This window comes from Burkholderia pyrrocinia (genome assembly GCF_001028665.1).
Lineage (GTDB): Bacteria > Pseudomonadota > Gammaproteobacteria > Burkholderiales > Burkholderiaceae > Burkholderia > Burkholderia pyrrocinia.
Genome location: NZ_CP011503.1, coordinates 1,996,553 through 2,021,972 on the forward strand (window position 1 = coordinate 1,996,553; position 25,420 = coordinate 2,021,972).

18 protein-coding genes are annotated in these 25,420 nt (G+C 68.9%); 7 read left to right on the forward strand and 11 right to left on the reverse strand.

All coding sequences use genetic code 11. From position 1 onward, the window contains the following. Positions 1–10 precede the first annotated feature (10 nt). From glcF to ABD05_RS09245, 4 genes are all read right to left on the reverse strand, one after another. A complete protein-coding gene (glcF, locus tag ABD05_RS09230) occupies positions 11–1,237 on the reverse strand; it encodes a glycolate oxidase subunit GlcF (RefSeq protein ID WP_047899852.1) in 1,227 nt (408 codons plus the stop codon). Between the two features lie 2 nt (positions 1,238–1,239). After that, a complete protein-coding gene (gene glcE / locus ABD05_RS09235) occupies positions 1,240–2,328 on the reverse strand; it encodes a glycolate oxidase subunit GlcE (RefSeq protein ID WP_047899853.1) in 1,089 nt (362 codons plus the stop codon). 183 nt (positions 2,329–2,511) lie between these two features. Further along, positions 2,512–4,005 (reverse strand): FAD-linked oxidase C-terminal domain-containing protein, encoded by a 1,494-nt coding sequence (locus tag ABD05_RS09240; protein WP_047899854.1) that lies wholly within the window; start codon positions 4,003–4,005, stop codon positions 2,512–2,514. Positions 4,006–4,043: 38 nt separating this feature from the next. Beyond that, on the reverse strand, positions 4,044–5,453 hold the full coding sequence (locus ABD05_RS09245) for an FAD-binding oxidoreductase (RefSeq protein ID WP_047899855.1): 1,410 nt from the start codon (positions 5,451–5,453) through the stop codon (positions 4,044–4,046). Positions 5,454–5,590: 137 nt separating this feature from the next. Between ABD05_RS09245 and ABD05_RS09250 the strand changes: the two genes are divergently transcribed. Continuing rightward, positions 5,591–6,142: a cob(I)yrinic acid a,c-diamide adenosyltransferase gene (locus ABD05_RS09250; RefSeq protein ID WP_047899856.1), complete on the forward strand. Its 552-nt coding sequence runs from the start codon at positions 5,591–5,593 to the stop codon at positions 6,140–6,142. 94 nt (positions 6,143–6,236) lie between these two features. Further along, entirely contained in the window at positions 6,237–7,445 is a 1,209-nt protein-coding gene (hmpA, locus tag ABD05_RS09255; protein ID WP_047899857.1) for an NO-inducible flavohemoprotein, read from the forward strand. A gap of 215 nt (positions 7,446–7,660) precedes the next feature. Here hmpA and aroG read toward each other — a convergent pair whose 3' ends face one another. From aroG to ABD05_RS09275, 4 genes are all read right to left on the reverse strand, one after another. Beyond that, positions 7,661–8,734 (reverse strand): 3-deoxy-7-phosphoheptulonate synthase AroG, encoded by a 1,074-nt coding sequence (aroG, locus tag ABD05_RS09260; RefSeq protein WP_047899858.1) that lies wholly within the window; start codon positions 8,732–8,734, stop codon positions 7,661–7,663. Between the two features lie 445 nt (positions 8,735–9,179). After that, the gene (gene tldD, locus ABD05_RS09265) at positions 9,180–10,646 is read right to left on the reverse strand and encodes a metalloprotease TldD (protein ID WP_047899859.1); all 1,467 of its coding nucleotides are present in this window, start codon (positions 10,644–10,646) and stop codon (positions 9,180–9,182) included. 85 nt (positions 10,647–10,731) lie between these two features. After that, positions 10,732–11,559, reverse strand: coding sequence for a carbon-nitrogen hydrolase family protein (locus tag ABD05_RS09270; protein WP_047901139.1), 828 nt, complete (start codon positions 11,557–11,559; stop codon positions 10,732–10,734). 51 nt (positions 11,560–11,610) lie between these two features. Next, complete coding sequence (locus ABD05_RS09275) at positions 11,611–15,810, reverse strand: YhdP family protein (RefSeq protein WP_047899860.1); 4,200 nt, start codon at positions 15,808–15,810, stop codon at positions 11,611–11,613. Positions 15,811–16,040: 230 nt separating this feature from the next. Here ABD05_RS09275 and glnE point away from each other — a divergent pair, with 230 nt between their 5' ends. Beyond that, entirely contained in the window at positions 16,041–18,842 is a 2,802-nt protein-coding gene (gene glnE, locus ABD05_RS09280) for a bifunctional [glutamate--ammonia ligase]-adenylyl-L-tyrosine phosphorylase/[glutamate--ammonia-ligase] adenylyltransferase (RefSeq protein ID WP_047899861.1), read from the forward strand. 104 nt (positions 18,843–18,946) lie between these two features. Here the strand turns inward: glnE and recN are convergent, their stop codons facing one another. Further along, on the reverse strand, positions 18,947–20,596 hold the full coding sequence (recN, locus tag ABD05_RS09285; protein ID WP_047899862.1) for a DNA repair protein RecN: 1,650 nt from the start codon (positions 20,594–20,596) through the stop codon (positions 18,947–18,949). A 19-nt stretch (positions 20,597–20,615) separates the two neighbouring features. Then, on the reverse strand, positions 20,616–21,518 hold the full coding sequence (locus ABD05_RS09290) for an NAD kinase (RefSeq protein WP_047899863.1): 903 nt from the start codon (positions 21,516–21,518) through the stop codon (positions 20,616–20,618). Between the two features lie 131 nt (positions 21,519–21,649). Here ABD05_RS09290 and hrcA point away from each other — a divergent pair, with 131 nt between their 5' ends. From hrcA to ABD05_RS09305, 3 genes are all read left to right on the forward strand, one after another. Beyond that, on the forward strand, positions 21,650–22,672 hold the full coding sequence (gene hrcA / locus ABD05_RS09295) for a heat-inducible transcriptional repressor HrcA (protein WP_047899864.1): 1,023 nt from the start codon (positions 21,650–21,652) through the stop codon (positions 22,670–22,672). A 136-nt stretch (positions 22,673–22,808) separates the two neighbouring features. Further along, positions 22,809–23,873: a ferrochelatase gene (gene hemH, locus ABD05_RS09300; protein WP_047901140.1), complete on the forward strand. Its 1,065-nt coding sequence runs from the start codon at positions 22,809–22,811 to the stop codon at positions 23,871–23,873. Between the two features lie 105 nt (positions 23,874–23,978). After that, entirely contained in the window at positions 23,979–24,386 is a 408-nt protein-coding gene (locus ABD05_RS09305; RefSeq protein WP_047899865.1) for an RNA-binding S4 domain-containing protein, read from the forward strand. Here the strand turns inward: ABD05_RS09305 and ABD05_RS38575 are convergent. Then, positions 24,358–24,519, reverse strand: coding sequence for a hypothetical protein (locus ABD05_RS38575; RefSeq protein ID WP_006476841.1), 162 nt, complete (start codon positions 24,517–24,519; stop codon positions 24,358–24,360). The genes ABD05_RS09305 and ABD05_RS38575 overlap by 29 nt on opposite strands. Positions 24,520–24,873: 354 nt before the next feature. Between ABD05_RS38575 and grpE the strand changes: the two genes are divergently transcribed. After that, positions 24,874–25,419 (forward strand): nucleotide exchange factor GrpE, encoded by a 546-nt coding sequence (gene grpE, locus ABD05_RS09310; RefSeq protein ID WP_047899866.1) that lies wholly within the window; start codon positions 24,874–24,876, stop codon positions 25,417–25,419. The last annotated feature ends 1 nt before the right edge of the window (position 25,420 follow it).

Consider the following 25,420-nt stretch of genomic DNA (forward strand, 5'->3'; position numbering starts at 1 on the left):
GCGGCTCGCCTCAGCCGTACAGCAGGTGCTCGACCAACTGGATCCAGTGCGTGACCGGAATCTGCGTGCCGCTCTGCAGGTGCGCGATGCAGCCGATGTTGCCGGACACGATCATCTGCGGTTCGAGCGCCTGCAGCTTCAGCAGCTTCTGCTTGCGCAAGCGGTACGACAGCGACGGCTGCGTCAGCGAATAGGTGCCGGCCGAGCCGCAGCACAGATGGCTGTCGGCCGGCAGCCGCACGTCGATGCCGAGCGTCTCGAGCAGGCGTTCGACCTTGCCGCGCGACTGCTGGCCGTGCTGCAGCGTGCACGGCGGGTGGTACGCGACGGTATGGATCGCGCGGCGCCGCGCGAGCGTCGCGAGTTCGGCTTCGAACGGGAGCAGCACGTCGGAAATGTCACGCGTCAGCGCGACGATGCGCTGCGCCTTCTCCGCGTAGGCCGGGTCGTCGCGCAGCAGGTGCGCGTATTCGAGCACCGTCACGCCGCAGCCCGACGCGTTCATCACGATCGCCTCGGCGCCTTGCTCGACATGGGGCCACCACGCGTCGATGTTGCGGCGCGCGTCGTCGAGCGCTTCGTCGTGATAGTTCAGGTGCAGGCGGATCGCTCCGCAACAGCCCGCGTCGGGCGCGACGACCGTCTCGATGCCGAGCGCGTCGAGCACGCGTGCGGTTGCGATGTTGATGTTCGGCAGCATCGACGGCTGCACGCAGCCGCCGAGCATCAGCATCTTGCGCGTATGCGTGCGGTCCGGCCATTCGAGCAGCCGCGTGCGCGGCGGCACCTTGTCGCGCAGCCGCTTCGGCAGCAGCGGCCGCACGTGCTGGCCGAGCCGCATCACCGGCGAGAACAGCGCGGCGTTCGGCACGAGGGTCGCGAGCACGCGGCGCACGAGACGCTGCTGCACGGGGCGCCGCACCTGCGCCTCGACGTGCTTGCGGCCGATCTCGACGAGCCGGCCGTACTGGACGCCGGACGGGCAGGTCGTCTCGCAACTGCGGCACGTCAGGCAGCGGTCGAGGTGCTGCTGCGTGCTGCGCGTGACGGTCGCGCCTTCGACCATCTGCTTGATCAGGTAGATGCGCCCGCGGGGGCCGTCGAGTTCGTCGCCGAGCAGTTGATAGGTCGGGCAGGTTGCCGTGCAGAACCCGCAATGCACGCAATTGCGCAGGATCGCGTCGGCCTCGTCGCCGTCGGGCGTGTTGCGGATGAAATCGGCGAGGTTCGTTTGCATCGTCAGAGATCGGGGTAGAGCCGGCCGCGGTTGAAGATGCGCGCGGGATCGAACGCGGCCTTCAGCCCGCGGTGGATTTTCATCATCGGGGCGGGCAGCGGCGTGAACACGCCCGCGCTGCGGTCGTACGCGTCGCCCGCGCGGAACAGCGTCGCGTGGCCGCCGGCCTGCTTCGCGCTCATGCGCACGGTCTGCGCATCGGCGTCGGTGATCCACCAGCGCTGCGCGCCGCCCCATTCCATCAACTGGGTGCCGGGCAGGTGCATCGGCTCGGTGATCGACGGCAGCGCGAGGCGCCACAGCGCATAACCGGGCGGGATGCCGTTGAAGAACGGGTCGGTATGCTCGCGCAGGCCGGCCCAGAAGCGTTCGGCTTCGACCGCGTCGACGACTTCGCCGCCGAGCAGCGTCTTCGCGGATTTCACGGCCGCTTCGGCGCCCGACAGGCGCAGCACGAGCGTGCCGTTGCGCCACGCGCTCGCGCTGACGGGCAGCGGATGGCCGCCCCATTCGTTGAGCTTGCGCACCGCGTCGGTCGCGGTCATCTCGAACTTCAGCGTGACTTCGGCGACGGGCATCGGCAGCACCTTGATCGACAGGTCGAGCATCAGCCCGAGCGTGCCGAGCGCACCGGCCATCAGCCGCGACACGTCGTAGCCGGCGACGTTCTTCACGACCTGCCCGCCGAAGCGCAGCATTTCGCCGCGGCCGTTCATCAGCGTGACGCCGAGCACGAAATCGCGCGGTGCACCGCAGGTGGCGCGGCGCGGGCCGGCCAGGCCCGCCGCGACGCAGCCGCCGACGGTGGCCGCGCGGCCGAAGTGCGGCGGCTCGAACGGCAGCATCTGGCCGCACTCGGCGAGGACGGTTTCAAGCTGCGCGAGCGGCGTGCCCGCGCGGACCGTGACGACGAGTTCGGCCGGGTCGTACGACACGATGCCCTGAAACGCGCGCGTGTCGAGTATTTCGCCCTCGAGCGCCTGGCCGTACCAGTCCTTGGTGCCGCCGCCGCGAATCCGCAGCGGCCGGCCGTCGGCACTGGCCGCGCGGATGCGCTCGCCCCATCCGGCGACGATGTCGTCCTCTTCCATGTTCTGTTGCTGCCTCGACTTGTTGTTCGGTCGATTGTACCGGGGTGGCGCGATTCCACATCGCGACTATCCCTAAGCCAGGTATTGCGGACCGCATGCCCGCACCGCCGCTCGGACGGGCCGAGCGGGCACGGCAGCACGGTGCGGACCGGCCGCCGGCACGCGCCGCGCCCCGCGCGACGCTCAGAAACGCGGCAGGTCGGGGTGCGGCAACAGCCCGCCGCGCACGTGCTGGCGACCGTACTCGGCGCAGCGCGCGCGGGTCGGGATGCCCTTGTCGGGATTCAGCAGCCCGGCCGGGTCGAACGCGCGCTTGACCGCGAAGAACGCGTCGCGCTCCTGCGGCGAGAACTGTACGCACATCGAATTGAGCTTTTCGATGCCGACGCCGTGCTCGCCCGTCACGCTGCCGCCGAATTCCACGCAGCATTCGAGGATTTCCGCGCCGAACTCCTCGGCGCGGTGCAGCTCGTCCGGATCGTTCGCGTTGTACAGGATCAGCGGATGCATGTTGCCGTCGCCCGCATGGAACACGTTGATGCAGCGCAGCCCGTAGCGCGTTTCGAGCTGTTCGATGCGCGCGAGCAGCGGGCCGATCGCGCGGCGCGGCACCGTGCCGTCCATGCAGTAATAGTCGGCGGAAATGCGGCCGGCGGCCGGGAACGCGTTCTTGCGGCCCGACCAGTAGCGCAGCCGCTCCTGTTCGTTGCGCGACACCTGGATGCGGGTTGCGCCGTGCTCGCGCAGCACGGCCGTCATCCGCACGATCTCTTCGGCGACTTCTTCCGGCGTGCCGTCCGATTCGCACAGCAGGATCGCCTTCGCGTCGAGGTCGTAGCCCGCATGCGTGAACGCCTCGACGGCCTGCGTGGCCGGCTTGTCCATCATCTCGAGCCCGGCCGGGATGATGCCCGACGCGATGATCGCCGCGACGGCCTCGCCGCCCTTGACGACGTCGTCGAAGCTCGCCATCACGAGTTGCGCGGTCTGCGGCTTCGGGATCAGCCGCACCGTGACTTCGGTGACGATCGCGAACATCCCCTCACTGCCGATCATCACGGCGAGCAGGTCGAGGCCCGGCATGTCGAGCGCGAGCGAGCCGAACTCGACGATCTCGCCGTCGATCGTCACCGCGCGCACGCGCATCACGTTGTGCACGGTCAGCCCGTATTTCAGGCAGTGGACCCCGCCGGAGTTTTCCGCGACGTTGCCGCCGATCGTGCAGGCGATCTGCGACGACGGATCGGGCGCGTAATACAGGCCGTACGGCGCGGCGGCTTCCGAGATCGCGAGGTTGCGCACGCCGGGCTGCACGGTTGCCGTGCGCGCGTACGGGTCGACTTCGACGATGCGCGTGAAGCGCGCGAGCGACAGCACGACGCCGAGTGCGATCGGTAGCGCGCCCCCTGACAGGCTCGTGCCCGCGCCGCGCGGCACGATCGGCACTTCCATGCGGCGGCAGATCTGCACGATCCGCTGCACCTGCGATTCCGTTTCGGGCAGCGCGACCGCGAGCGGCAGGCGGCGGTAGGCGGACAGGCCGTCGCATTCGTACGGCGCCGTGTCTTCGTCGCGGTACAGCAGGCAGTGCGTCGGCAGCACGGCCATCAGGGCCTGCACGACTTCGCGCTGGCGCTGCGCGCGTGCTGCGCTCGACAGTTCGACGGGAGCGTTCATGGGGTCTCCTGCAGGAGGCGCGACGTCGCGCCGCCGTCTCAGCACGTGAAAATCTTGCCGGGATTCATCAGGTTGCGCGGATCGAGCGCGAGCTTGATCGCGCGCATCGTGTCGATCGCGTTGTCGCCGTGCTCCTTCGGCAGGAAGCGCATCTTGTGCAGCCCGACGCCGTGCTCGCCCGTGCAAGTGCCGCCGAGGCGCAGCGCGCGCTCGACGATCCGGTCGTTGATGTGCTCGGCTTCAGCGAGTTCCTCGGGCTTGTCGGGATCGATCAGGATCGCGACGTGGAAATTGCCGTCGCCGACGTGGCCGACGATCGGGCAGGGCAGCGACGACGCGCGCAGGTCGACTTCGGTTTCCTCGACACACGCGGCGAGTTGCGAGATCGGCACGCAGACGTCGGTCGTCACCGCGCGGCAGCCCGGCTTCAATTGCAGCATCGCGAAGTACGCGTTGTGGCGCGCGGCCCAGAGCCGGCTGCGGTCTTCGGGGCGCGTCGCCCATTCGAAGCCCTGGCCGTTGTTCTGGCCGGCGAGCGCCTGCACGAGTTCGGCCTGTTCCTTCACGCCGGCCTCGGTGCCGTGGAATTCGAAGAAAAGCGTCGGCGCTTCGGTGAGCGTCAGGTTCGAGTGGCGGTTGATCGAGCGCACGGCGAGCGAATCGACGAATTCGACGCGCGCGATCGGCACGCCGATCTGGATCGTCTCGATCACGGTGCGCACCGCGTCGCCCATCGTCGGGAACGTGCAGATCGCGGCCGATACGGCTTCGGGCAGCGGGTGCAGGCGCAGCGTGATCTCGGTGATCACGCCGAGCGTGCCTTCGGAGCCGACGAACAGGCGCGTGAGGTCGTAGCCGGCCGACGACTTGCGGGCGCGCGTGCCCGTTTTCACGACACGGCCGTCGGCGAGCACCGCGGTCAGGCCGAGCACGTTCTCGCGCATCGTGCCGTAGCGCACGGCGTTGGTACCCGATGCGCGGGTCGCGGTCATTCCGCCGAGGCTGGCGTCGGCGCCGGGGTCGATCGGGAAGAACAGCCCGGTGTCGCGCAGCGCTTCGTTGAGCGCCTTGCGCGTGATGCCCGGTTCGACCGTCACGGTCAGGTCCTCGGGGTTGATCGACAGCACGCGGTTCATTTCCGACAGGTCGAGCGAGATGCCGCCGCGCACCGCGAGCAGGTGGCCTTCGAGCGACGAGCCGGCGCCGTACGGGATCAGCGGCACGCTGTAGAGCGAGCACAGCGACACCACTTCGCGCACGTCGTCCGCGCTGTGCGCGAACACGACGGCATCGGGCAGTTGCGGATCGAACGGCGATTCGTCGCGGCCATGATGGGCGCGGACCGCGTCGGCGGTCGACACGCGCTCGCCGAAGGCGGCGCGCAGCGCATCGAGCATGGCGGGGGGCAGCGGGCGGCGCGTGGCGGCTGGCGGGGCGGGGTGATTCACGAATGTCTCCTGACTGCTCGTCGAACTTTCGGTTCATTCTACGCTGTAACGCCCACTGCGCCCGCCGCCGCGGGCTGCGATAATCGTGTTCCAACCCAACCGGGCTGCATCGCGGCCGCGCACGAGAGGACATTCGCATGGGACACCGCTTGAGCAAGATCGCGACGCGCACGGGCGACGACGGTACCACCGGCCTCGGCGACGGACGGCGCATCGGCAAGGACGACGCGCGGATCGCGGCGATCGGCGACGTCGACGAACTGAACTCGAACCTCGGCGTGCTGCTCGCCGAGACGCTGCCGGACGACGTGCGCACGGCGCTCGTCACGATCCAGCACGACCTGTTCGATCTCGGCGGCGAGCTGTGCATCCCCGGCCATGCGGTGCTCGACGACACGCATCTCGCGCGCCTCGACCAGTGGCTCGCCGATTACAACGCGACGCTGCCGCCGCTGAAGGAATTCATCCTGCCGGCCGGCTCGCGCGCGGCGTCGCTCGCGCACGTGTGCCGGACCGTGTGCCGCCGTGCTGAGCGCTCGATCGTCGCGCTCGGCCGCAACGAAACGCTCAACAATGCGCCGCGGCGTTACGTGAACCGGCTGTCGGACCTGCTGTTCGTACTGGCGCGCGTGCTGAACCGCGCCGACGGCGGGGCGGACGTGCTGTGGGAGCGCGGGCGCGTCCGCTAGCGCGCCGCAGCGCTTTTGCGCACTGCGACAATTTGTCCGGTGAAGTCGGTTTTTTAAACATGTATCGTATGCGCATGTTTAACGGAGAACGAACATGACCCACATCACCGCTGACCAGATGGCTCGCGTGAAGGCCACTGCCCCTGTCCTCGCCGTGCACGGCGCGACGATCACGAAGCATTTCTACCAGCGCATGTTCGCGCGCCATCCGGAACTGAAAAACCTGTTCAACCAGACGCACCAGAAGACCGGCAGCCAGCCGGAAACGCTCGCGAAGGCGGTTTATGCGTATGCGGCGAACATCGACAACCTCGGCGCGCTCGGCGGTGCGGTGTCGCACATCGCGCACAAGCACGCGAGCCTGAACATCCGCCCCGAGCACTACCCGATCGTCGGCGAGAACCTGCTCGCGTCGATCGTCGAAGTGCTCGGCGACGCGGTCGATGCCGACACGCTCGAAGCGTGGCGGGTCGCGTACGGCCAGCTCGCGCAGATCCTGATCGGTGCCGAGGCCGACCTGTACGCGGGCGCCGCATGGAGCGGCTTCCGTCCGTTCAAGGTGGCGCGCAAGGTGCGCGAGAGCGACGAGATCACGTCGTTCTACCTGAGCCCTGCCGACGGCGGCGTGGCGCCGACCTTCGAGCCGGGCCAGTACGTCACGGTGAAGCGCTTCGTCGGCGACCTCGGCGTCGACCAGCCGCGCCAGTACAGCCTGTCCGACGCATCGCACGGCAAGTGGCTGCGCATCTCGGTGAAGCGCGAGGCCGGCCAGCCGGAAGCGATCCCGGCCGGCAAGGTGTCGACGTTGATGCATGACGGCGTGGAGGAGGGCGCGATCGTCGAAGTGACCGCGCCGATGGGCGAATTCTCGCTGAAGCGCGGCGTCGATACGCCGGTCGTGCTGATCTCCGGCGGCGTCGGCCTGACGCCGATGGTGTCGATGGCATCGACGCTGGTGTCGGAAGGCAGCAAGCGCGATGTGCGCTTCATTCATGCATGCCGTTCGGGCGCGGTGCACGCGTTCCGCGACTGGCTGAACGATACGGTGCGCGAGCACGCGAACGTCAGGCGCACGGTGGTGTACGAACTGGTCGGCCCGAACGATCGCGCCGGCGTCGACCATGACCTCGAAGGGCGCCTCACGCCGGAGCGCGTGAAGGACTTCGCGCTGGTGCCGGACGCCGACTACTACATCTGCGGCCCGATCGCGTTCATGAAGGCGCAGCGCGATGCGCTCGTCGCGCTCGGCGTCGCGCCGGAACGCATCAATACCGAAATCTTCGGCTCGGGCGCGCTCGAGTGATGCGCTGAATGATGATCTGCGGCCAATGAAAAAGCCCGGCGCGACTTCCGATTCGCGCCCCAATTCGAGCGCTTCGACAAGGCTTGCGAGCCGTGACCTGGCGTCGTGCATGTTGACGGTCGGCATGATCGACTCCCGGTTAGCTCGTCTGGCAGAACCGAACGCCGTGCCCGCCGGCAGGCGGGGGCCATGGCGATTCAGCCTGCTCGTGCTCGTCAGTTCCCGCTGCCGCGCGCCACGCGCCGCGCCTTGACCGATTCCGCGAGCCCTTCGAGCACTTTCACGCTGTCGTCCCACGCGATGCACGCATCGGTGATGCTCTGGCCGTAGGTCAGCGGGCAGCCTTCCTTCAGGTCCTGACGGCCTTCGACAAGGTGCGACTCGATCATCACGCCGACGATCCGCTCGTCGCCCGCCGCGATCTGGCGGCCGATGTCCGCGCACACCGGGATCTGGTTCTCGTGTTTCTTCGAGCTGTTCGCGTGGCTTGCGTCGATCATCAGGCGCGCGGCGAGGCCGGCCTTGCCGATGTCCGCGCACGCGGCGTTCACGCTGTCCGCGTCGTAGTTCGGCGTCTTGCCGCCGCGCAGGATCACGTGGCAATCCTCGTTGCCGGCCGTCGACACGATCGCCGAATGGCCGCCCTTCGTCACCGACAGGAAATGGTGCGGCTGCGACGCGGCCTTGATCGCGTCGACCGCGATCTTCACGTTGCCGTCGGTGCCGTTCTTGAAGCCGACCGGGCACGACAGCCCCGACGCGAGCTCGCGGTGCACCTGCGACTCGGTCGTGCGCGCGCCGATCGCGCCCCACGAGATCAGGTCGGCGATGTACTGCGGGCTGATCATGTCGAGGTATTCGGTCGCGGCCGGCAGCCCCATCTCGTTGATCTGCAGCAGCAGTTCGCGCGCGGTGCGCAGCCCTTCGTTGATCTTGAAGCTGTTGTCGAGGTACGGATCGTTGATGAGCCCCTTCCAGCCGACCGTCGTGCGCGGCTTCTCGAAGTACACGCGCATCACGATTTCCAGTTCGCCCTTGAAGCGCTCGCGCTCCTTCACGAGCCGGCCCGCGTATTCGATCGCCGCCTTCGTATCGTGGATCGAGCACGGCCCGACCACGACGATCAGCCGGTCGTCCATCCCGTGCAGGATGCGGTGCATCGACTGGCGCGAGTTGTAGATCAGCTCGGACGCGGCTTCGGAGCACGCGAATTCGCGGATCAGGTGGGCGGGCGGCGTCAGTTCCTTGAGTTCGCGAATGCGGACGTCGTCGGTATTGTGCGGGGGCATGCTGTTTCTCCTATGTCGACCGGAGTTGGCGCTTTAGCGGTTACTCCGGCCCCATGCAAAGCGGTTGAGGGCGCCGTTCGGTCAGTGCGCGTGCGGCAGATTCATCGATTCAAGCGATTCAGTGGTTTCGGTCGGGGCCGCGGGACCGCTGCGGCGGCGACCGGGTGGCGAAGGGCGAAAAAAAACCGCCGGGTTCGCCGGCGGTTTTTTCGGGAATTTCGGTTGCGCTTTACGCGCCATCAACCCTCTCGATCCGCCAGCGGTCTGAGATACCAAAAAAAGTAAAAATAAAACTTGGCGGACATGACGGGGATTCGGTTCGTCAAAAAAGTTGATTCGGAATTTATACCCGGTCGCCGTGCGGCTGGCAACCGGGAAACGTCAAAAATGCGGACAATCCGCGCGTTTTCTTCAAAATGCGCGGATTGTCTGCGCCGCGATGCGGTTATGCCGTACCGCCGACCGTCATCCTGTCGATCCGCAGGGTCGGCTGGCCGACGCCGACCGGCACGCTCTGGCCTTCCTTGCCGCACACGCCGACACCCGTGTCGAGCGACATGTCGTTGCCGATCATGCTCACGTACTTCAGCGATTCGGGGCCGCTGCCGATCAGCGTCGCGCCCTTCACCGGGTAGGTGATCTTGCCGTTCTCGATCATGTACGCCTCGGACGCCGAGAACACGAACTTGCCGTTCGTGATGTCGACCTGGCCGCCGCCGAAGTTCACCGCGTACAGGCCGTTCTTCACCGACGCGATGATTTCCTGCGGATCCTTGTCGCCGTTCAGCATGTACGTGTTCGTCATGCGCGGCATCGGCAGCGCCGCGTACGACTCGCGCCGCGCGTTGCCCGTGACCGGCATCTTCATCAGGCGCGCGTTCAGCGTGTCCTGGATGTAGCCCTTCAGGATGCCGTCCTCGATCAGCGTCGTGCACTGCGTCGGGTTGCCTTCGTCGTCGATGTTCAGCGACCCGCGGCGGTTCGGCAGCGTGCCGTCGTCGACGACGGTCACGCCCTTCGCGGCGACCTGTTCGCCGATCCGGCCTGCGAATGCCGACGAGCCCTTGCGGTTGAAGTCGCCTTCGAGGCCGTGGCCGATCGCTTCGTGCAGCAGCACGCCCGGCCAGCCCGGCCCGAGCACGACCGTCATCGCGCCGGCCGGCGCGGGGCGTGCGTCGAGGTTGACGAGTGCCGCGTGCACGGCGTCGTCGACGTAGCGCGACAGGACTTCATCGGTGAAGTAGCCGTAGTCGAAGCGGCCGCCGCCGCCGCCGGAGCCGATTTCGCGGCGGCCGTTCTGTTCGGCGATGACGGTAACCGACACGCGCACGAGCGGGCGGATGTCGGCCGCGAGCGCGCCGTCGCTGCGCGCGACCAGCACGACGTCGTATTCGCCTGCGAGGCCGGCCATCACCTGCGTGATGCGCGGGTCGCGCCCGCGCGCCATCTGCTCGATGCGCTCGAGCAGCTTGACCTTGGCCGTCGCGTCGAGCGACGCGAGCGGATCGGACGGCAGGTACAGGTCGCGGCCCGAGATGCCCTTCAGCGACGTCGCCGCCTTGATCTTCTGGCGGCCGCCGCCGGCTGCCGCGATCGCCTTGGTGGCCGCGGCCGCCTGCGCGATCGCTTCGGGCGACAGGTCGTCCGAGTATGCGAATGCGGTGCGGTCGCCCGCGACCGCGCGCACGCCGACGCCCTGGTCGATGCTGAAGCTGCCCGACTTGACGATGCCTTCCTCGAGGCTCCACGCTTCGCTGCGGGTGGCCTGGAAGTACAGGTCCGCGTAGTCGACGCGATGCGTGAAGATGTCGGCGATCGTGCGCGTGAGCAGGCTTTCGTCGAGGCCGTACGGCGTGAGCAGGATGTCCTTCGCCAGCGCGAGGTTGCGGATGCCGGGTTCGATGATGTTCATGCGGATATCGGGGTTTCTCAAAAAGTTGTCGGGTGCTTCTGGGCAGATGGGTTGGCCGCGCGGCGTTTCAAGCGGGGCACCGGATTCAGGTCAGCACGCGGTGCCGCCACGCGGGCAGGCTCTGGCGCACGTCGGCGATGCGCTGCGGATCGATTGCGCCGAGCACGACGCTTGCGCCCACGTCGCGGACCGCGACGATCTCGCCCCACGGGTCGATCAGCATGCTGTGGCCCCAGGTGCGCCGGCCGTTCTCGTGCTTGCCGCCCTGCGCGGCCGCGAGCACGTAGCACTGGTTCTCGACGGCCCGCGCGCGCAGCAGCGTTTCCCAGTGCGCGCGGCCCGTCGTATACGTAAACGCCGACGGTACGACGATCAGCGTGCAGTCGCCCAGCCTGCGATACAGCTCGGGAAAGCGCAGATCGTAACAGACCGACAGGCCGACCCGCCCGAACGGCGCGTCGAACGCGACGACCGTATCGCCCGCGCGGATGGTGCGCGCCTCGTCGAACGACTCGTCGCCTTTCTCGAAGTTGAACAGGTGGATCTTGTCGTAGCGCGCGGCCTCGTTGCCGGACGGATCGAACACGAGCGTCGTGTTCAGCACGCGATCGGGCTCCGGCGCTTTCAGCGGCAGCGTGCCGCCGATCACCCAGATCCCGTGGCGGCGCGCGGCGTCCGCGAGGAAGTGCTGGATCGGACCGTCCTGGTAGGGTTCGGCGAGCGCGAGCTTGTCGGTATCGCGGTGGCCCATGAAGCAGAAATACTCGGGCAGCAGCACGAGCTGCGCGCCTTCGCCGGCCGCTTCCGCGATCAGGCGGCGGGCTTCGGCGAGATTGCGCGCGACGTCCGGCGTGCTCACCATCTGCAGCGCGGCGACCCGGTAGGGCGTGGCGGAACGGGTGTGGTCGGTCATCGCGGGATCGGTTGCGTCATAAATGGGGTGCGGCCCGGCAGCGCGCGGCACTCAGTGGCTCGTCGCATCGGCCGGACCGTGATTCATCTTACCCTGATCGCCCCGCACCCGCTCGATGTGCGGGTGCGCCCACGAGCCCGTGATCGCGTAGTCGAGCGCGAACGCGTGCGACAGCGTTTCCGACAGCGCGTAGTTCGCGGCCAGCACCCCGACGCCGAGCAGCGGATTGATGATCGCGGCCGCGATCGCCGCCGTGCCGGCACCGATCTTCGGCGCGACGTGTGCGTGCAGGTCCTGCGTCTCGGTGCCGAGGTCGACCGCGCCGCGCACCGTCACGTTCGCGGGCGCCGTCGTCATCGAGAAGTCGTCGGTGCGCGCAATGCCGTTCGAGATCCGGCCGGTGCCCGTGATCTTGTCGAACGGCAGCCCCTTGCCGACCACGTCGCGGAAATTCAGCGTCAGGAAGCGCGCGAGGCTTTGCAGGCTCAGTACGCCGAGGAGTTTCGCCGCGCCCGGATCGACTTTCAGGATCTGCCCGTGTTCGAGATCGACTGCGACCTGGCCGCCGAGCGACGGGAAGTCGACCGCGGTCGGGCCGCCGCGCCAGCCGACCTTGCCCGTTACCGTGCCGTGTCCGTCCGCGAGCGTGCGCGGCAGGCCGACGCGGTCGAGCAGCGCACCCGCATTGTCGATGTCGAGCTTGAAGTCGAACACGGTGCGGCGCGGCGCGTCGCTTTCGTCGGCGCCGCGGGCGAGCGCGCGGCGCGACGTGCGCCAGTTGCCGGTCGCCGTCAGCTTCGCGGCCGGGTTCGACAGTTCCAGCTTGTCGAGCTGCCACACGGGCGTGCCGTCCTCGTCGATGTTGCGCGCGTTGACGACGAGGCGGCCGATGTCGTGGTTGCGCGCGACGACCTGGTCGACGATCAGGTCGACCGACGGTATCGGGCGGTCCGTCGGCGTCGGCAGGTTCATCGCGCGGCCGACGAGGTCGTGCTGCGCGCTGTCCGGAATCACGAGCTTCGCGAGCCGCGCGTTCAGTACGCCCGCGCCGTTGTGGCCGCCCGGCGCCCACGACAGGTAGCCCGACACCTGGTTCGACGCGATGTTCGCCTGCCACAGCTCGTCGACGTGCGACGCGCCGACGATCACGTTTTCCCAGTTGCGCTTGAGCAGCTTCAGCGTGCCGAAGTGGAGCGCGAAGCGCTTCGGCGCGAAACTCGCGAGATCGACGCGCGACGGCGCCTGCTGCTCCGGCGCGTGCGGCGTGTCGGGCTTCAGCGTGCGGGCGAGCGCGAGCCACGCGTCGGCATCGAGTTCGTCGACGTCGACGGCCGCGCTCACGCCTTCCTGCGGCATGTCGGGCATCCGGTGGATGCCCATCGCGCCGCGCACCGCGCGCAGCGGCTGGCCGCGCGTCGCGTCGAGCAGGTAGGTCGCCGTCACCGGGCCGAGCGTCAGGTCGGCGTGTTCGAGGCGTTTGCCGTCGGCCTGCGGGGCCGGCTGCAGCGTGAAGCTGAACGGCATCGGCGTGCCGGCCGCCTTCGCGAACGGCGCCGGGAAGTTCAGCGCGACGCCCGTCAGGTCGGAGCGCGCGGTGATGTCGGGCAGGCGGCCCGGCGCACCGCGCACGGCGACCTTGTACGGCGCGTCGCCGATCACGTGTTCGAGCAGCGCCGCGGCCGCGCCGTGCAGGTTCAGGCCGCGCGCGGCGTCGAGCGCGAGCTTGCCGTCGACGTCCACCGCGTACGGGCCGTGCGACTGGAAGTTGCCGTTCGCGCGCACCGGGCCGCCGAGGAAGCGCCCCGACAGCTCATGCAGCGACGCGCCGGCCTCGGTGAACCGGACACTGCCGCGCAGCGCGGACAACGGCGGCACGCCGCTGGTCGACAGCGTGTTGCCGCCGAACGCAAGCGCGCCTTCGATGTGCGTGTGCGGATGCGGAACATGCTGCGGAATCGTGATCTTGAGCGCGAGCGACGCAGGCCCCTGTGCATCGATCCGCTGGCCGACATGCCCGCTCATCGTGCCGAGCGAGCTGTTGTCCGCGTAGTCGATCAGGTCGGCGAGCGGGCCCTGCGCATGGCCGTCGATGACGAGCGGCGAGTGGGACGGATTGCCGAGATCGTCGATGCGGCCCGCGACCTTGGTCAGCGCGACGCGCTTGTAGTGTGCGCGGTCGATGTCGAAGCGCAGCTTGTTCTGCGCGAGCTCGAACACGCCGTCGATGCCGTCGAGCGCCGGCCAGACGCTCGGCGTGCCGTTCGCGAGCTTGCGCGGCGGATACGGCGTCGGTTCGAAGCGGCCGCCGGTGAACGGCGCGACGATGTGGAACACGCCGGCGTCCGGCTCGTGTTCGAACGGGAATTTCTCGAGCGGACCGCGGGCGACGATCGACGCGCCCTTGGTCACCTTGCCGTCCTGCAGCGCGTGGCCGAGATAGTCGCGCAGGTGCTCGGACATCCCGGTCGGCAGGTAGCGCGGAATGCGCGCCACCGACGCGCGTGCGAACTCGGCGCGCAGGTCGAGCGAGCCGCGGCCGTGGCCGGGGTTCGTGTACGAGCCCGACACTGCGATTTCGGCATCGGGGTTCACGACCAGCAGGTCGTGCACCGTCACGTCGACGCGCGCATGCTTGTCGCCGGGCGCCGGCGTGATCGCCCATTTGGCGTTGCCGCGCAGCCGGTCGAACGTCAGGCGCGGTTCGTCGAACTCGCCGGGCACCGTGACGGCTGCGTTGACCGTATCGAATTTCGCGGTGCCGCCGGTTTCGGTCGCGTCGACGCGGCCCCACAGGTTCTCGATGCCGGGCCAGCCCGCGCGCGGGTGGCCACGCGGCGACAGGCCGGGCGGCGGCTCCTGCGCGGCGACGCTGATGCCCTGCAGGTCGGCGAGGAAGCGATAGCGGACGATCGGCGCGGCGCCGGTACGGCGCTCCTCTTCCGCGAGGTCCGCGCGCGCGGGCTTCGCGCGCTCGACCTCGATGTGATAGTTCGACACCATCCCGCGCGGGTCGAGCTTGATCAGCTCGTTGCGCAGGCGTGCCGGCAGCGGCAAGCCGCGGATGAATTCGCTGAGGATGCCGAGATCGACGCGGTCGCCGACGACGCTGATCAGTTGCCCCTGGCCGGCCGTCGGCACGCGGTAGCGGGCCGTCAGCGTCGACAGCGCGAGCGAGCGGGCGAGCGGCGTGCCGTCGTCGAGCGGCGGCTGGCCGAGTTCCGCGTGGAAGCGCGACAGGTGCAGCGTGTAGTCGTGCCCCGTGTCCATCGCCATGTCCCAGCCGAACCCGACCGCCGGCACGTCGAGCCGCGGCTGCGTCGGCCGCACGCGCAGCGTGACGTCGGCGCCCTGCAGGTCGCCGCCCGCGGAGCGCAGCCGGCCGTCGCGGAAGGTCGCCCAGATCGCGTTGTCGATTCGACCCGCGTGGATCGTGAGCGGTATGTCGAGGTAGCGGGCGAGCGTCTGCAGATCGACGGGGCCGGTCGACAGGTACGCGTCGCCGGTCCAGTTCGACGGCTTGCCGACCGGCGCGAGCGCCTTGTGCGTGAAGCGCGCGCGGAAATCGAGCGGGCCAAGCAGCAGCGTGCCGTTCGCGGGCGCCTGCAGCGCGGCCCGGTGCACGCGGCCGTTGTTGAGCACGGCGATCCGGATGCCCGACAGCACGAGTTCCGGCGCGTCGTGCTGCGCGTCGCGCCAGCGCAGCGTGCCGCCACGCAGCACGATCGCTTCCTGCTTCAGCAGCCACGTGCCGAACGTGTCGTTGCCGCCGTGGGTGGTCGTCGCGACGCCGACGCCCGCGATGCTCAGCGAACCGTCGGGCGCGCGCGCGACGACGAGGTCGGGCTCGTCGACGATCAGGCTCGACAGCGCGGGCGACAGCCGCAGCAGCGACATCCACGACAGCGCGGCCGTCGCGTGCGGGACCGACAGCGCGACCTTGCCGTCACGGCCGCGGATCGTCAGGTTCGTGAGTTCGACGCCCGGCTGCATGCCGGACCAGTTCGGGGAAAGCTTGCCGATCGAAAGCTGCGCGTGGAGCTTGTCGGACACGAGGCGCTCGATGCGCGGGCGGAATTCGTCGATGCGGGGCAGCAGCACATAGCGCATCCCGAGGAACGTGCCGGCCGCAATGAAGTAGGTGCCGATCCCGACTGCCAGCGTCACCTTGAATACGCGACGCAGGACCGGATGATCGTGCTTCGGAGGTCCCGCTTCGGGCGCTGCTACGGCGGATTCCTGACGGTCGGACATGCGGCGGAAGGGCGACGATATGGTAGTTTTGCAGATTGACGTTGAAATGTATCACACGGGTTCGTGCCGGCGGCCGTTGCGGCAGCGCGGCACGGGCTTTCCGGCGCGCGGTTTCGCGGCGGACGCACGTGCGTCCCGCGATGCCGCGCCGAGTCCATGGGGCCGGCCGGCAGCGGGGCGCGCACGCGTTTGCCCGCACCGGCCGGCCTTACCGCCAGGCCCGCTTCTCGATGACCGACGCTTCCGCCCTGATCAGCACGTCCTATTCCCGTTATATCGCGCGCGCGGCCGCCGCGCGGCCCGCGCTGGCCGAACAGGTCGCCGCGTGGGCCGCCGCGCCGCTCGCCCGCGCGCAGCTCGATGCGCGCCTCACCGAACTGCTCGCGATGCCGGACGGCGCGGCCGCGCCGTCCGAGGAGCAACTGAAGCGCGCGCTGCGGCAACTGCGCGCCGAGGCGTTCGGCGCAGTCGCGGAGCGCGACCTGCGCGGGCTGGCGGACGTGGCCGAGGTGACGGGCGCGATGACCGATCTCGCCGAGGTGGCCGTGCAGCGCTCGCTTGCGCTGCTGTCGGCCGAGCTCGAGGCGCTGTACGGCGAGCCGCGCGGCGCCGACGGCCAGCGCGTCGTGCTCGGCGTGGTCGGGATGGGCAAGCTCGGCGGCCGCGAGCTGAACGTGTCGTCGGACATCGACCTGATCTTCGTGTACGAGGACGACGGCGAGACGACCGGCGGCGCGCGCGCGCCGCTGTCGACGCAGGAATACTTCACGCGGCTCGGCCGGCGCCTGATCGGCGTGCTGTCCGAGGTCACGGCCGACGGCTACGTGTTTCGCGTCGACATGCGGCTGCGCCCGAACGGCGATTCGGGGCCGCTCGTGTGCAGCCTCGGGATGCTCGAGGAATATTTCTACGTGCAGGGGCGCGAGTGGGAGCGCTATGCCTGGATCAAGGGGCGGCTCGTGTCGGAAGGCGACAGCGACGCGGCGCGGCGGCTGGAGTCGCAGCTCGAGTCGATCGTCAAGCCGTTCGTGTACCGCCGCTATCTCGACTTCGGCGTGATCGGCGCGATCCGTTCGCTGCACCAGCAGATCCGGCAGGAAGCCGCGCGCCGCGCGTCGATGCGGCCCGACAAGGCCGACGACATCAAGCTCGGGCGCGGCGGGATCCGCGAGATCGAGTTCAGCGCGCAGGTGTTCCAGTTGATCCGCGGCGGCCAGGATGCGGAGTTCCGCGTGCGGCCGACGCTCGCGGTGCTGCGCCATGCGCAGGCGCGCGGGCTGATCGGCGAGGACGTGCGTGCCCGCCTGACCGCCGCTTACAACTTCCTGCGCACGCTCGAGCACCGGCTGCAGTACCGCAACGACGCGCAGACGCACGCGATGCCGGTCGAGCCCGACGAACGCGCGGCGCTGGCCGCGTCGCTCGGTTTTGCCGACTATGCGGCGCTGATGACGGTGCTGGACGAGTACCGGAACTTCGTCGAGGCGCAGTTCGACCAGATCTTCGCCGACAAGGTGAACGGCGCGCCCTGCGGCGCGGGCGAAGAGACGGCCGCCGCGTGGATCTGGAGCGGCGCGCTCGCCGACGACGGAGAGGACGACGCGCTCGCGGCCCGCCTCGACGGCCTCGGCTTCGCCGATCCGGCGGCGGTGCTCGCGCGGCTGCGCGCGGTGTGGCAATCGTCGCGCTACACGGGCCTGCCGGAAAAGAGCCGGCACCGCTTCGACCGCGTCGCGCAGCGCGCGCTGGAGGCCGCGCCGCGGATCGACTCCGCGCGCCGCGACGACACGATCGTGCGCCTGTTCGACCTGCTCGAGACGGTCAGCCGGCGCGGCGTCTATCTCGCGCTGCTGACCGAATATCCGGCCGCGCTCGACCGCGTGCTGTCGGTGCTCGGTGCGACGCGCTGGGGCGGCGGCTACCTGATCCGCCACCCGCAACTGCTCGACGAACTGCTCGACGACGAGGCGATCGCGAGCCCGTTCGACTGGCCCGCGTTCAAGGACGCGCTGCGCGCGCGCCTCGCGGCGGCCGACGGCCCCGAGCAGCAGATGGACCTGCTGCGGCACGCGCAGCACGCGGAGGTGTTCCGGATCCTGCTGATCGATCTCGCCGGGCAACTGTCGGTCGAGCATGTGAGCGACCGGCTGTCCGAGCTGGCCGACGCGGTGCTCGACGTGACGATCGAAGTCGTCTGGTCGCAGCTCGCGAAGCGCCATCGCGACGTGCCGAAGTTCGCGGTGATCGCGTACGGCAAGCTCGGCGGCAAGGAGCTCGGCTACGCGTCGGATCTCGACCTGATCTTCCTGTACGACGACCCCGACGAGCGTTCGGCGGACGTCTACACGACCTTCACGCGGCGGCTCATCACGTGGCTCACGACGGCGACCGGCGCGGGTGCGCTGTTCGACATCGACCTGCGGCTGCGGCCGAACGGCGAGGCCGGGCTGCTCGTCACCGATCTCGACGCGTTCCGCCGCTACCAGCTGCGCGAGGGCGACGCCGCGAATACCGCATGGGTGTGGGAGCACCAGGCGCTGACGCGCGCCCGCTACAGCGCGGGCGATGCGCAGATCGGCGCGGACTTCGAGGCGATCCGCCAGCAGGTGTTGACGACGCCGCGCGATGGCGGCGTGCTCGCGAAGGAGATCGTCGACATGCGCGGCAAGGTGTTTGCCGGCCACCCGAACCAGACCGAGCTGTTCGACCTGAAGCACGATCGCGGCGGGATGGTCGACATCGAGTTCATCGTCCAGTACTGGGTGCTGCTGCACGCATCGAGCGACGCCGAGCTGATCCGCAACACGGGCAACATCGCGCTGCTGCGCGAGGTCGCGCGCTTCGGGCTGATGGGCGAGGACGAGGCCGAACGCGTCGGTGCGGCCTACCGCAAGTACCGGAAGCTGCAGCACAAGCTGCGGCTCGACGGGATGGAGAAGGCGCGCGTCGATCCGGCCGTGGTGGCCGACGAGCGGGCGGCCGTGACTGCGCTGTGGACGCGTGTGTTCGGGGAGGTTGAAACGGGTGTTTGAACGACGGTGGGGCGGGTTGCGGGCGCTTCGTCCGCGGGCGCTCCGCCGTGAAAGCCGAACGGTGCGAGCCCGTTCGGCGTGGACGGGACAGCCGGACGGCCGCGTCAGGCCGCCAGCATTTCCTTCGCGTGCTTGCGCGTCGTCGCCGTGATTTCGAGCCCGCCGAGCATCCGTGCGACTTCCTCGATCCGGTTGGCCCGGTCGAGTGCGACGACCGTCGACACCGTGCCGCCGCGATCGTCGGCGCCCTTCGCGACCTGGAAGTGGTGGTCGCCGCGTGCGGCGACCTGCGGCAGGTGCGTCACGCACAGCACCTGGCGGTCGCGTCCGAGCTGGTGCAGCAGGCGGCCGACCACTTCGGCGACGCCGCCGCCGATCCCCGTATCGACTTCGTCGAAGATCAGCGTCGGTGTCGGGCTCGCCGCGCTCGCGATCACGGCAAGCGCGAGGCTGATCCGCGCGAGCTCGCCGCCCGACGCGACTTTCCCGAGCGGCCGCAGCGGCACGCCGGGATGCCCGGCGACCCGGAACTCGACCTGCTCGAGCCCGTGCGGGCCGCCGTCGGCGAGCGGCACGAGCGCGACTTCGAAACTCCCGCCCGCCATCGACAGTTCCTGCATGCCGGCCGTGACGGCCGTGCCTAGCGCCTTGGCGGCCTGCGCGCGCGCCTTCGACAGGTGCTTTGCGTCGGCGAGATAGGCTTCCCGCGCCTTGGCCTGCGTCGCTTCGAGCGCGCCGAGATCGGCGGCCGCGTCGAGCGCGGCGAGCTGTGCGCGGCGGGCCGCGTGTTCTTCGTGCAGCGTGTCGGGCGGCAGCCGGAACTTGCGGGCGGTCGAGTGCAGCGCGTCGAGGCGCGTTTCGACCTGCGCGAGCCGTTCGGGATCGAGATCGACGCGCTGCGCATAGTGCGACAGCGAATAGACGGCTTCCTGCAGCTGGATCTCGGCCGGTTCGAGCGACGCGAGCGCGTCGCCGAGCGCGGTGTCGTAGTCGGCGAGGCTGCGCAGCTTCGACACGATCGCGCCGAGCTGCGCGAGCATCGCGTCGTCGGACTCGGACAGCGCGTTGAGCGCGCCGCGCACGCCTTCGATCAGGTTCGCCGAATGCGACAGGCGCTTGTGCTCGTTGCTGACTTCGTCCCATTCGCCGGCTTGCGGCGCGAGCTTGTCGAGCTCGGCGAGCTGCCACGCGAGCTTTTCGCGTTCGAGCTGCAGCTCGCGCTCGTGCGCCTTCGCGGCGTCGATCGCCTGCGTCGCGTCGCGCCAGACGCGCCACGCGCGCGCGACGTTCGCGGCATCGGCGACGAGCCCCGCGTGCGTGTCGAACAGCTCGCGCTGCGCATCGGGCCGCATCAGCAACTGGTGCGCGTGCTGGCCGTGGATGTCGACGAGCATCTCGCCGAGTTCGCGCAGTTGCGCGAGCGTCGCGCTGGTGCCGTTGATGAACGCGCGCGAACGGCCGTTCGCGTCGATCACGCGGCGCAGCATCACGGTGTCCTCCGCGTCGAAGGCGTGTTCGTCGAGCCAGCGCGCGACGCGGTCGTGCGGCGTGAATTCGGCCGTGATGTCGGCGCGGCCGCAGCCGGTGCGCACGACGCTCGCGTCGGCACGTTCGCCGAGCGCGAGGGCGAGGGCGTCGATCAGGATCGATTTCCCGGCGCCGGTTTCACCGGAAAAGACGGAAAAGCCGCTGTCGAATTCGAGATCGAGCGCGGCCACGATGACGAAGTCGCGGATCGAGAGGTGGCGGAGCATGGTGTCGGGCGGAGGGGCGTCAGAACGCCTTGTCGTCTTCGTTCGATGCGTGTTCGTTCCAGTGCAGCTTTTTGCGCAGCGTCGAGAAATAGCTGTAGCCGACCGGGTGCAGGAACGGCACCGTGTGCTTCGAGCGGCGCACCTCGATCGTGTCGTTCAGTTCGAGCGCGGTGAACGACTGCATGTCGAAGTTCACGTTGACGTCGCGCCCGCCGACGATCTGGATCGCGATCTTCGAATCGTCGGGCAGCACGATCGGCCGGTTCGACAGTGCGTGCGGCGCGATCGGCACGAGCACGATGCCCTGGAGCTGCGGATGGAGGATCGGGCCGGCCGACGACAGCGCGTACGCGGTCGAACCCGTCGGCGTGGCGACGATCAGGCCGTCCGAACGCTGGTTGTACATGTACCGGCCGTCGACCGACGCGCGCAGCTCGACCATCCCGGAGAAGCCGCTGCGGTTCACGACGACGTCGTTGAACGCGAGCGCGTGGTAGATCGGTTCGCCGTCGCGCATGATCCTGGCCTCGAGCAGCGAGCGCTCCTCGCGCTCGAACTTGCCCGCCAGCATCACGGGGACGCGTGCATGCATGTCGGCCGCCGCGATGTCCGTGATGAAGCCGAGCCGCCCGTGGTTGATCCCGATCAGCGGCGTCCGGTAGGGCGCGAGCTGGCGGCCGATGCCGAGCATCGTGCCGTCGCCGCCCAGTACGACCGCCACATCCGCGCGCGCGCCGATTTCGGCCGGGGTGAGCGCCGGGTAACCGGTGATGCCGAACTCGCGCGCAGTATCGCCTTCGAAGACGACCTCGAAGCCCAGTTTCGCGAGGCTGGCAGCCAGGGTGGCGAGCGGCTCGGCGATGCCGGGTGTGTTGCTCCGGCCGACGAGCGCGACGGTGTTGAACTGATTACCGGTTTTCATGCCGGCATTACACCATAGCTCGTTGACGAAAAGAACCGCCCGTGCGACGACGGGGCCGGATCGGGCCGGCCCGCGCAATCGTGGCCGACGCCACTCGCCGCGGTCGCGCGGTTGCGCTAAAATTTTCCACCATGCTAGATCCTCGCGCACGAACCCTCCTGAAAACCCTGATCGAACGGTATATCGCCGACGGTCAGCCAGTCGGATCGCGCACGTTGTCCCGTTATTCCGGGCTCGAGCTGAGCCCGGCGACGATCCGCAACGTGATGTCCGACCTGGAGGAGCTCGGCCTCGTGTCGAGCCCGCACACGTCGGCCGGCCGCGTGCCGACGCCGCGCGGCTACCGGCTGTTCGTCGACACGATGCTGACGGTCGAGGTGCCGATCGACGCCGAGGCCGTCGCACGGCAGGTGCAGAACACGCTGCAGGCCGGCGAGCCGCAGCAGCGGGTGGTGGCGGCCGCCGCGAGCGTGCTGTCGAACCTGTCGCAGTTCGCGGGCGTCGTGCTGACGCCGCGGCGCAGCCACGTGTTCAAGCAGATCGAGTTCATGCGCCTGTCGGACAAGCGCATCCTGCTGATCATCGTCACGCCCGAGGGCGACGTGCAGAACCGGATGCTCGCGACGCCGCGCGACTACTCGCCGTCGCAACTGACCGAGGCATCCAATTACATCAACGCGCATTTCGCCGGCCTGTCGTTCGACGAGGTGCGCCGCCGCCTGCGCGACGAGATCGACCAGTTGCGCGGCGACATGACCGCGCTGATGCATCTGGCGGTGACGGCCAGCACCGAGGTGCCCGACACCGAGGACACCGTGCTGATTTCCGGCGAGCGCAACCTGCTCGAAGTGGCGGATCTTTCGTCCGACATGGCGCGGCTGCGCAAGCTGTTCGACGTGTTCGACCAAAAGACGGGCCTCCTGCAACTGCTCGACGTGTCGAGCCACGCCCAGGGCGTGCAGATCTTCATCGGCGGCGAATCGACGCTCGTGCCGATCGAGGAAATGAGCGTCGTCACCGCGCCTTACGAGGTGAACGGGCAGATCGTCGGCACGCTCGGCGTGATCGGCCCGACCCGCATGGCGTACAACCGCGTGATACCGATCGTCGACATCACCGCGCGCCTGCTGTCGCTCACGCTGAGCCAGCAATAACCTGCGATCGCCAGCCCGATCCCGCCCCGTCATCGTGCCGCGGCGCCGCCCGCGCCGACAGTCGGCCGAACGGCGCGGGGGCGGCCCGCTATAATTGAGAGCCGTCCGGTCCCGTGCCCCGAGCACGTACTTGTCCATGCGTTTCGATCTTGAGCCGCCTTCGAGCACCGCGGCTGCCCATCGCATCGGCGTGCTGCTGATCAATCTCGGCACGCCCGACGCCCCCACGCCGCGCGCGGTGCGGCGCTATCTGGCCGAATTCCTGTCGGATCCGCGGGTCGTCGAGATCCCGCAAGCCATCTGGCAGGTGCTGCTGCGCACGCTGATCCTGCCGCTGCGCGGCCGCGCGTCCGCGAAGAAATACGCGGCCGTCTGGATGCCCGAGGGCTCGCCGCTGCGCGTGCACACCGAGCGCCAGACCGACGGCGTGCGGCACCTGCTCGTGTCGAACGGCTATCACGTGCTCGTCGACTACGCGATGCGCTACGGCAGCCCGAACATTGCGCACGCGCTCGCGCAGTTCAAGCGCTCGGGTGTCGAGCGCGTGCTGCTGATGCCGATGTATCCGCAATACTCGGCGTCGACCACGGCCACCGCGTTCGATGCCGCATTCGCCGCGCTCGCGCGCATGCGCAACCAGCCGGAGGTGCGCACGGTGCGGCACTACGCCGACCATCCGGCCTATATCCATGCGCTTGCCGAGCAGGTGCGCCAGTACTGGGCGCAGCACGGCCGGCCCGACTTCGCGGCCGGCGACAAGCTCGTGCTGAGTTTTCACGGCGTGCCGAAGCGCACGCTCGACCTCGGCGATCCCTACCACGACCAGTGCCAGCAAACGGGCGCGCTGCTGATGGCCGTGCTCGGGCTGTCGACGACAGAATGCCGTGTCACCTTCCAGTCGCGTTTCGGCAAGGCCGAATGGCTGCAGCCGTACACCGCGCCGACGCTGCGCGAGTTCGGCGAGGCCGGCGTGCGGCGGGCCGACGTGTTCTGTCCCGGTTTCACGGCCGATTGCCTGGAGACGATCGAGGAGATCGGCATGGAAGTGCGCGACGAATTCCTCGCCGGCGGCGGCAAGGCATTCCACCGCATTCCATGCCTGAACGGCGCGCCCGCATGGCTCGGCGCGATCGGGGAGATCGTTGCCGAGAACCTGCAGGGCTGGCCCGTCAGGGCCGCGCAGCCCGAAACGGTGAGCTGACATGGAACGACTCCCGCGCTCACTTCATTCGCTTGGGGGGACGCAGTCCCCCCATCTCCCGATGGCTTCTCCCTATGCGTGTGGCGCGGCCCGGCGGAGGCTGACATGAACTACAAGATTTCCACGGAACCGGGTGCGAAGCTGCGCATCGACAAATGGCTGTGGGCGGCCCGGTTCTTCAAGACGCGCTCGCTCGCGACGGATGCGGTCGACAAGGGGCACGTGAAGATCGGCGGCGCGGCGATCAAGCCGGCGAAGGAGGTGCGCGTCGGCGACGAGGTCGAGATTGCGATCGACGGCATCGTCTGGCACATTGCCGTGCTGGGCGTGTGCGACGTGCGCGGGCCTGCGAGCGTCGCGCAGACGCTTTACGCGGAAACGGAAGCGGGGCGGGCCGCGCGGCTCGCCGAACTGGAGCGGCGCCGCACGTATCGCGAGCCGGCGGCCGAACTGCACGGCCGGCCGACGAAGCGCGACCGGCGCATCATCGACAGATTTTCTGGTGGGAGCTGAACATCTGGTCGAATGTCGCCCGCGCGCTTCCGTATTCGGTCGTGCGGTCGGTGACGGCTCCCGACAGGCAGATGGTGGTGGTGCCGGCAATGAGTACCAGCGCGACCACCGATATCGCAAAGGTCAGTTTCACGGTACTCCCCTCGAGAAGACGGGTGAAAATGGCGCCAGGTGGATGTAAGGCGACGGTCAGCTAGGGTAAACACGCTTTTCCGACGCTTGAGTGGAGTGTAGTGCAGCCGCGCTGTGCCGAGCTAGTACTTACCGGGTAAGCGTTGTTACAGGCCGTTTCGCCCCGTCTGGCGAACGCTGTGGGGCATGCACCGGCGAGACGCGCGGTTGTTTCGCGGCATTGGCGAATGCCGGCGAATAACCCTCTTGAAATCGCAGTTTTCGCCCTTATTTGCACCAACAATGTGCGGTACCGCCGGGTATTCGGTCCGGCGGTTGCCGATTTGGCTTCAACCTCTAATCGACTTTCAGCGACATGGAAAACACGCAAGAGAACCCGGCTACCCAATCGGCCGAAGACATCGGCAGCGAGAAGCAGGCGGCGCAAGGCGCTGCGCCCGCCGCCGAAGCCGCCGACGCGGCGCTCGCGGAGGCTCAAGCCAAGGTCGCCGAGCTGCAGGAGAGCTTCCTGCGGGCGAAGGCCGAGACCGAGAACGTGCGCCGCCGCGCGCAGGATGACGTCTCGAAGGCGCACAAGTTTGCGATCGAGAGCTTCGCGGAACACCTGCTGCCGGTGCTCGACAGCCTGGAAGCGGCGGTCAGCGATACGTCCGGCGACATCGCGAAGGTCCGCGAAGGCGTCGAACTGACGCTGCGCCAGCTGACGAGCGCGCTCGAAAAGGGCCGCGTCGTCGCGATCAACCCGGTCGGCGAGAAGTTCGATCCGCACCAGCACCAGGCGATTTCGATGGTGCCGGCCGAGCAGGAGCCGAACACCGTCGTCACGGTGCTACAAAAGGGCTATACGATCGCCGACCGCGTGCTGCGTCCGGCGCTCGTCACCGTCGCGCAGCCGAAGTAAG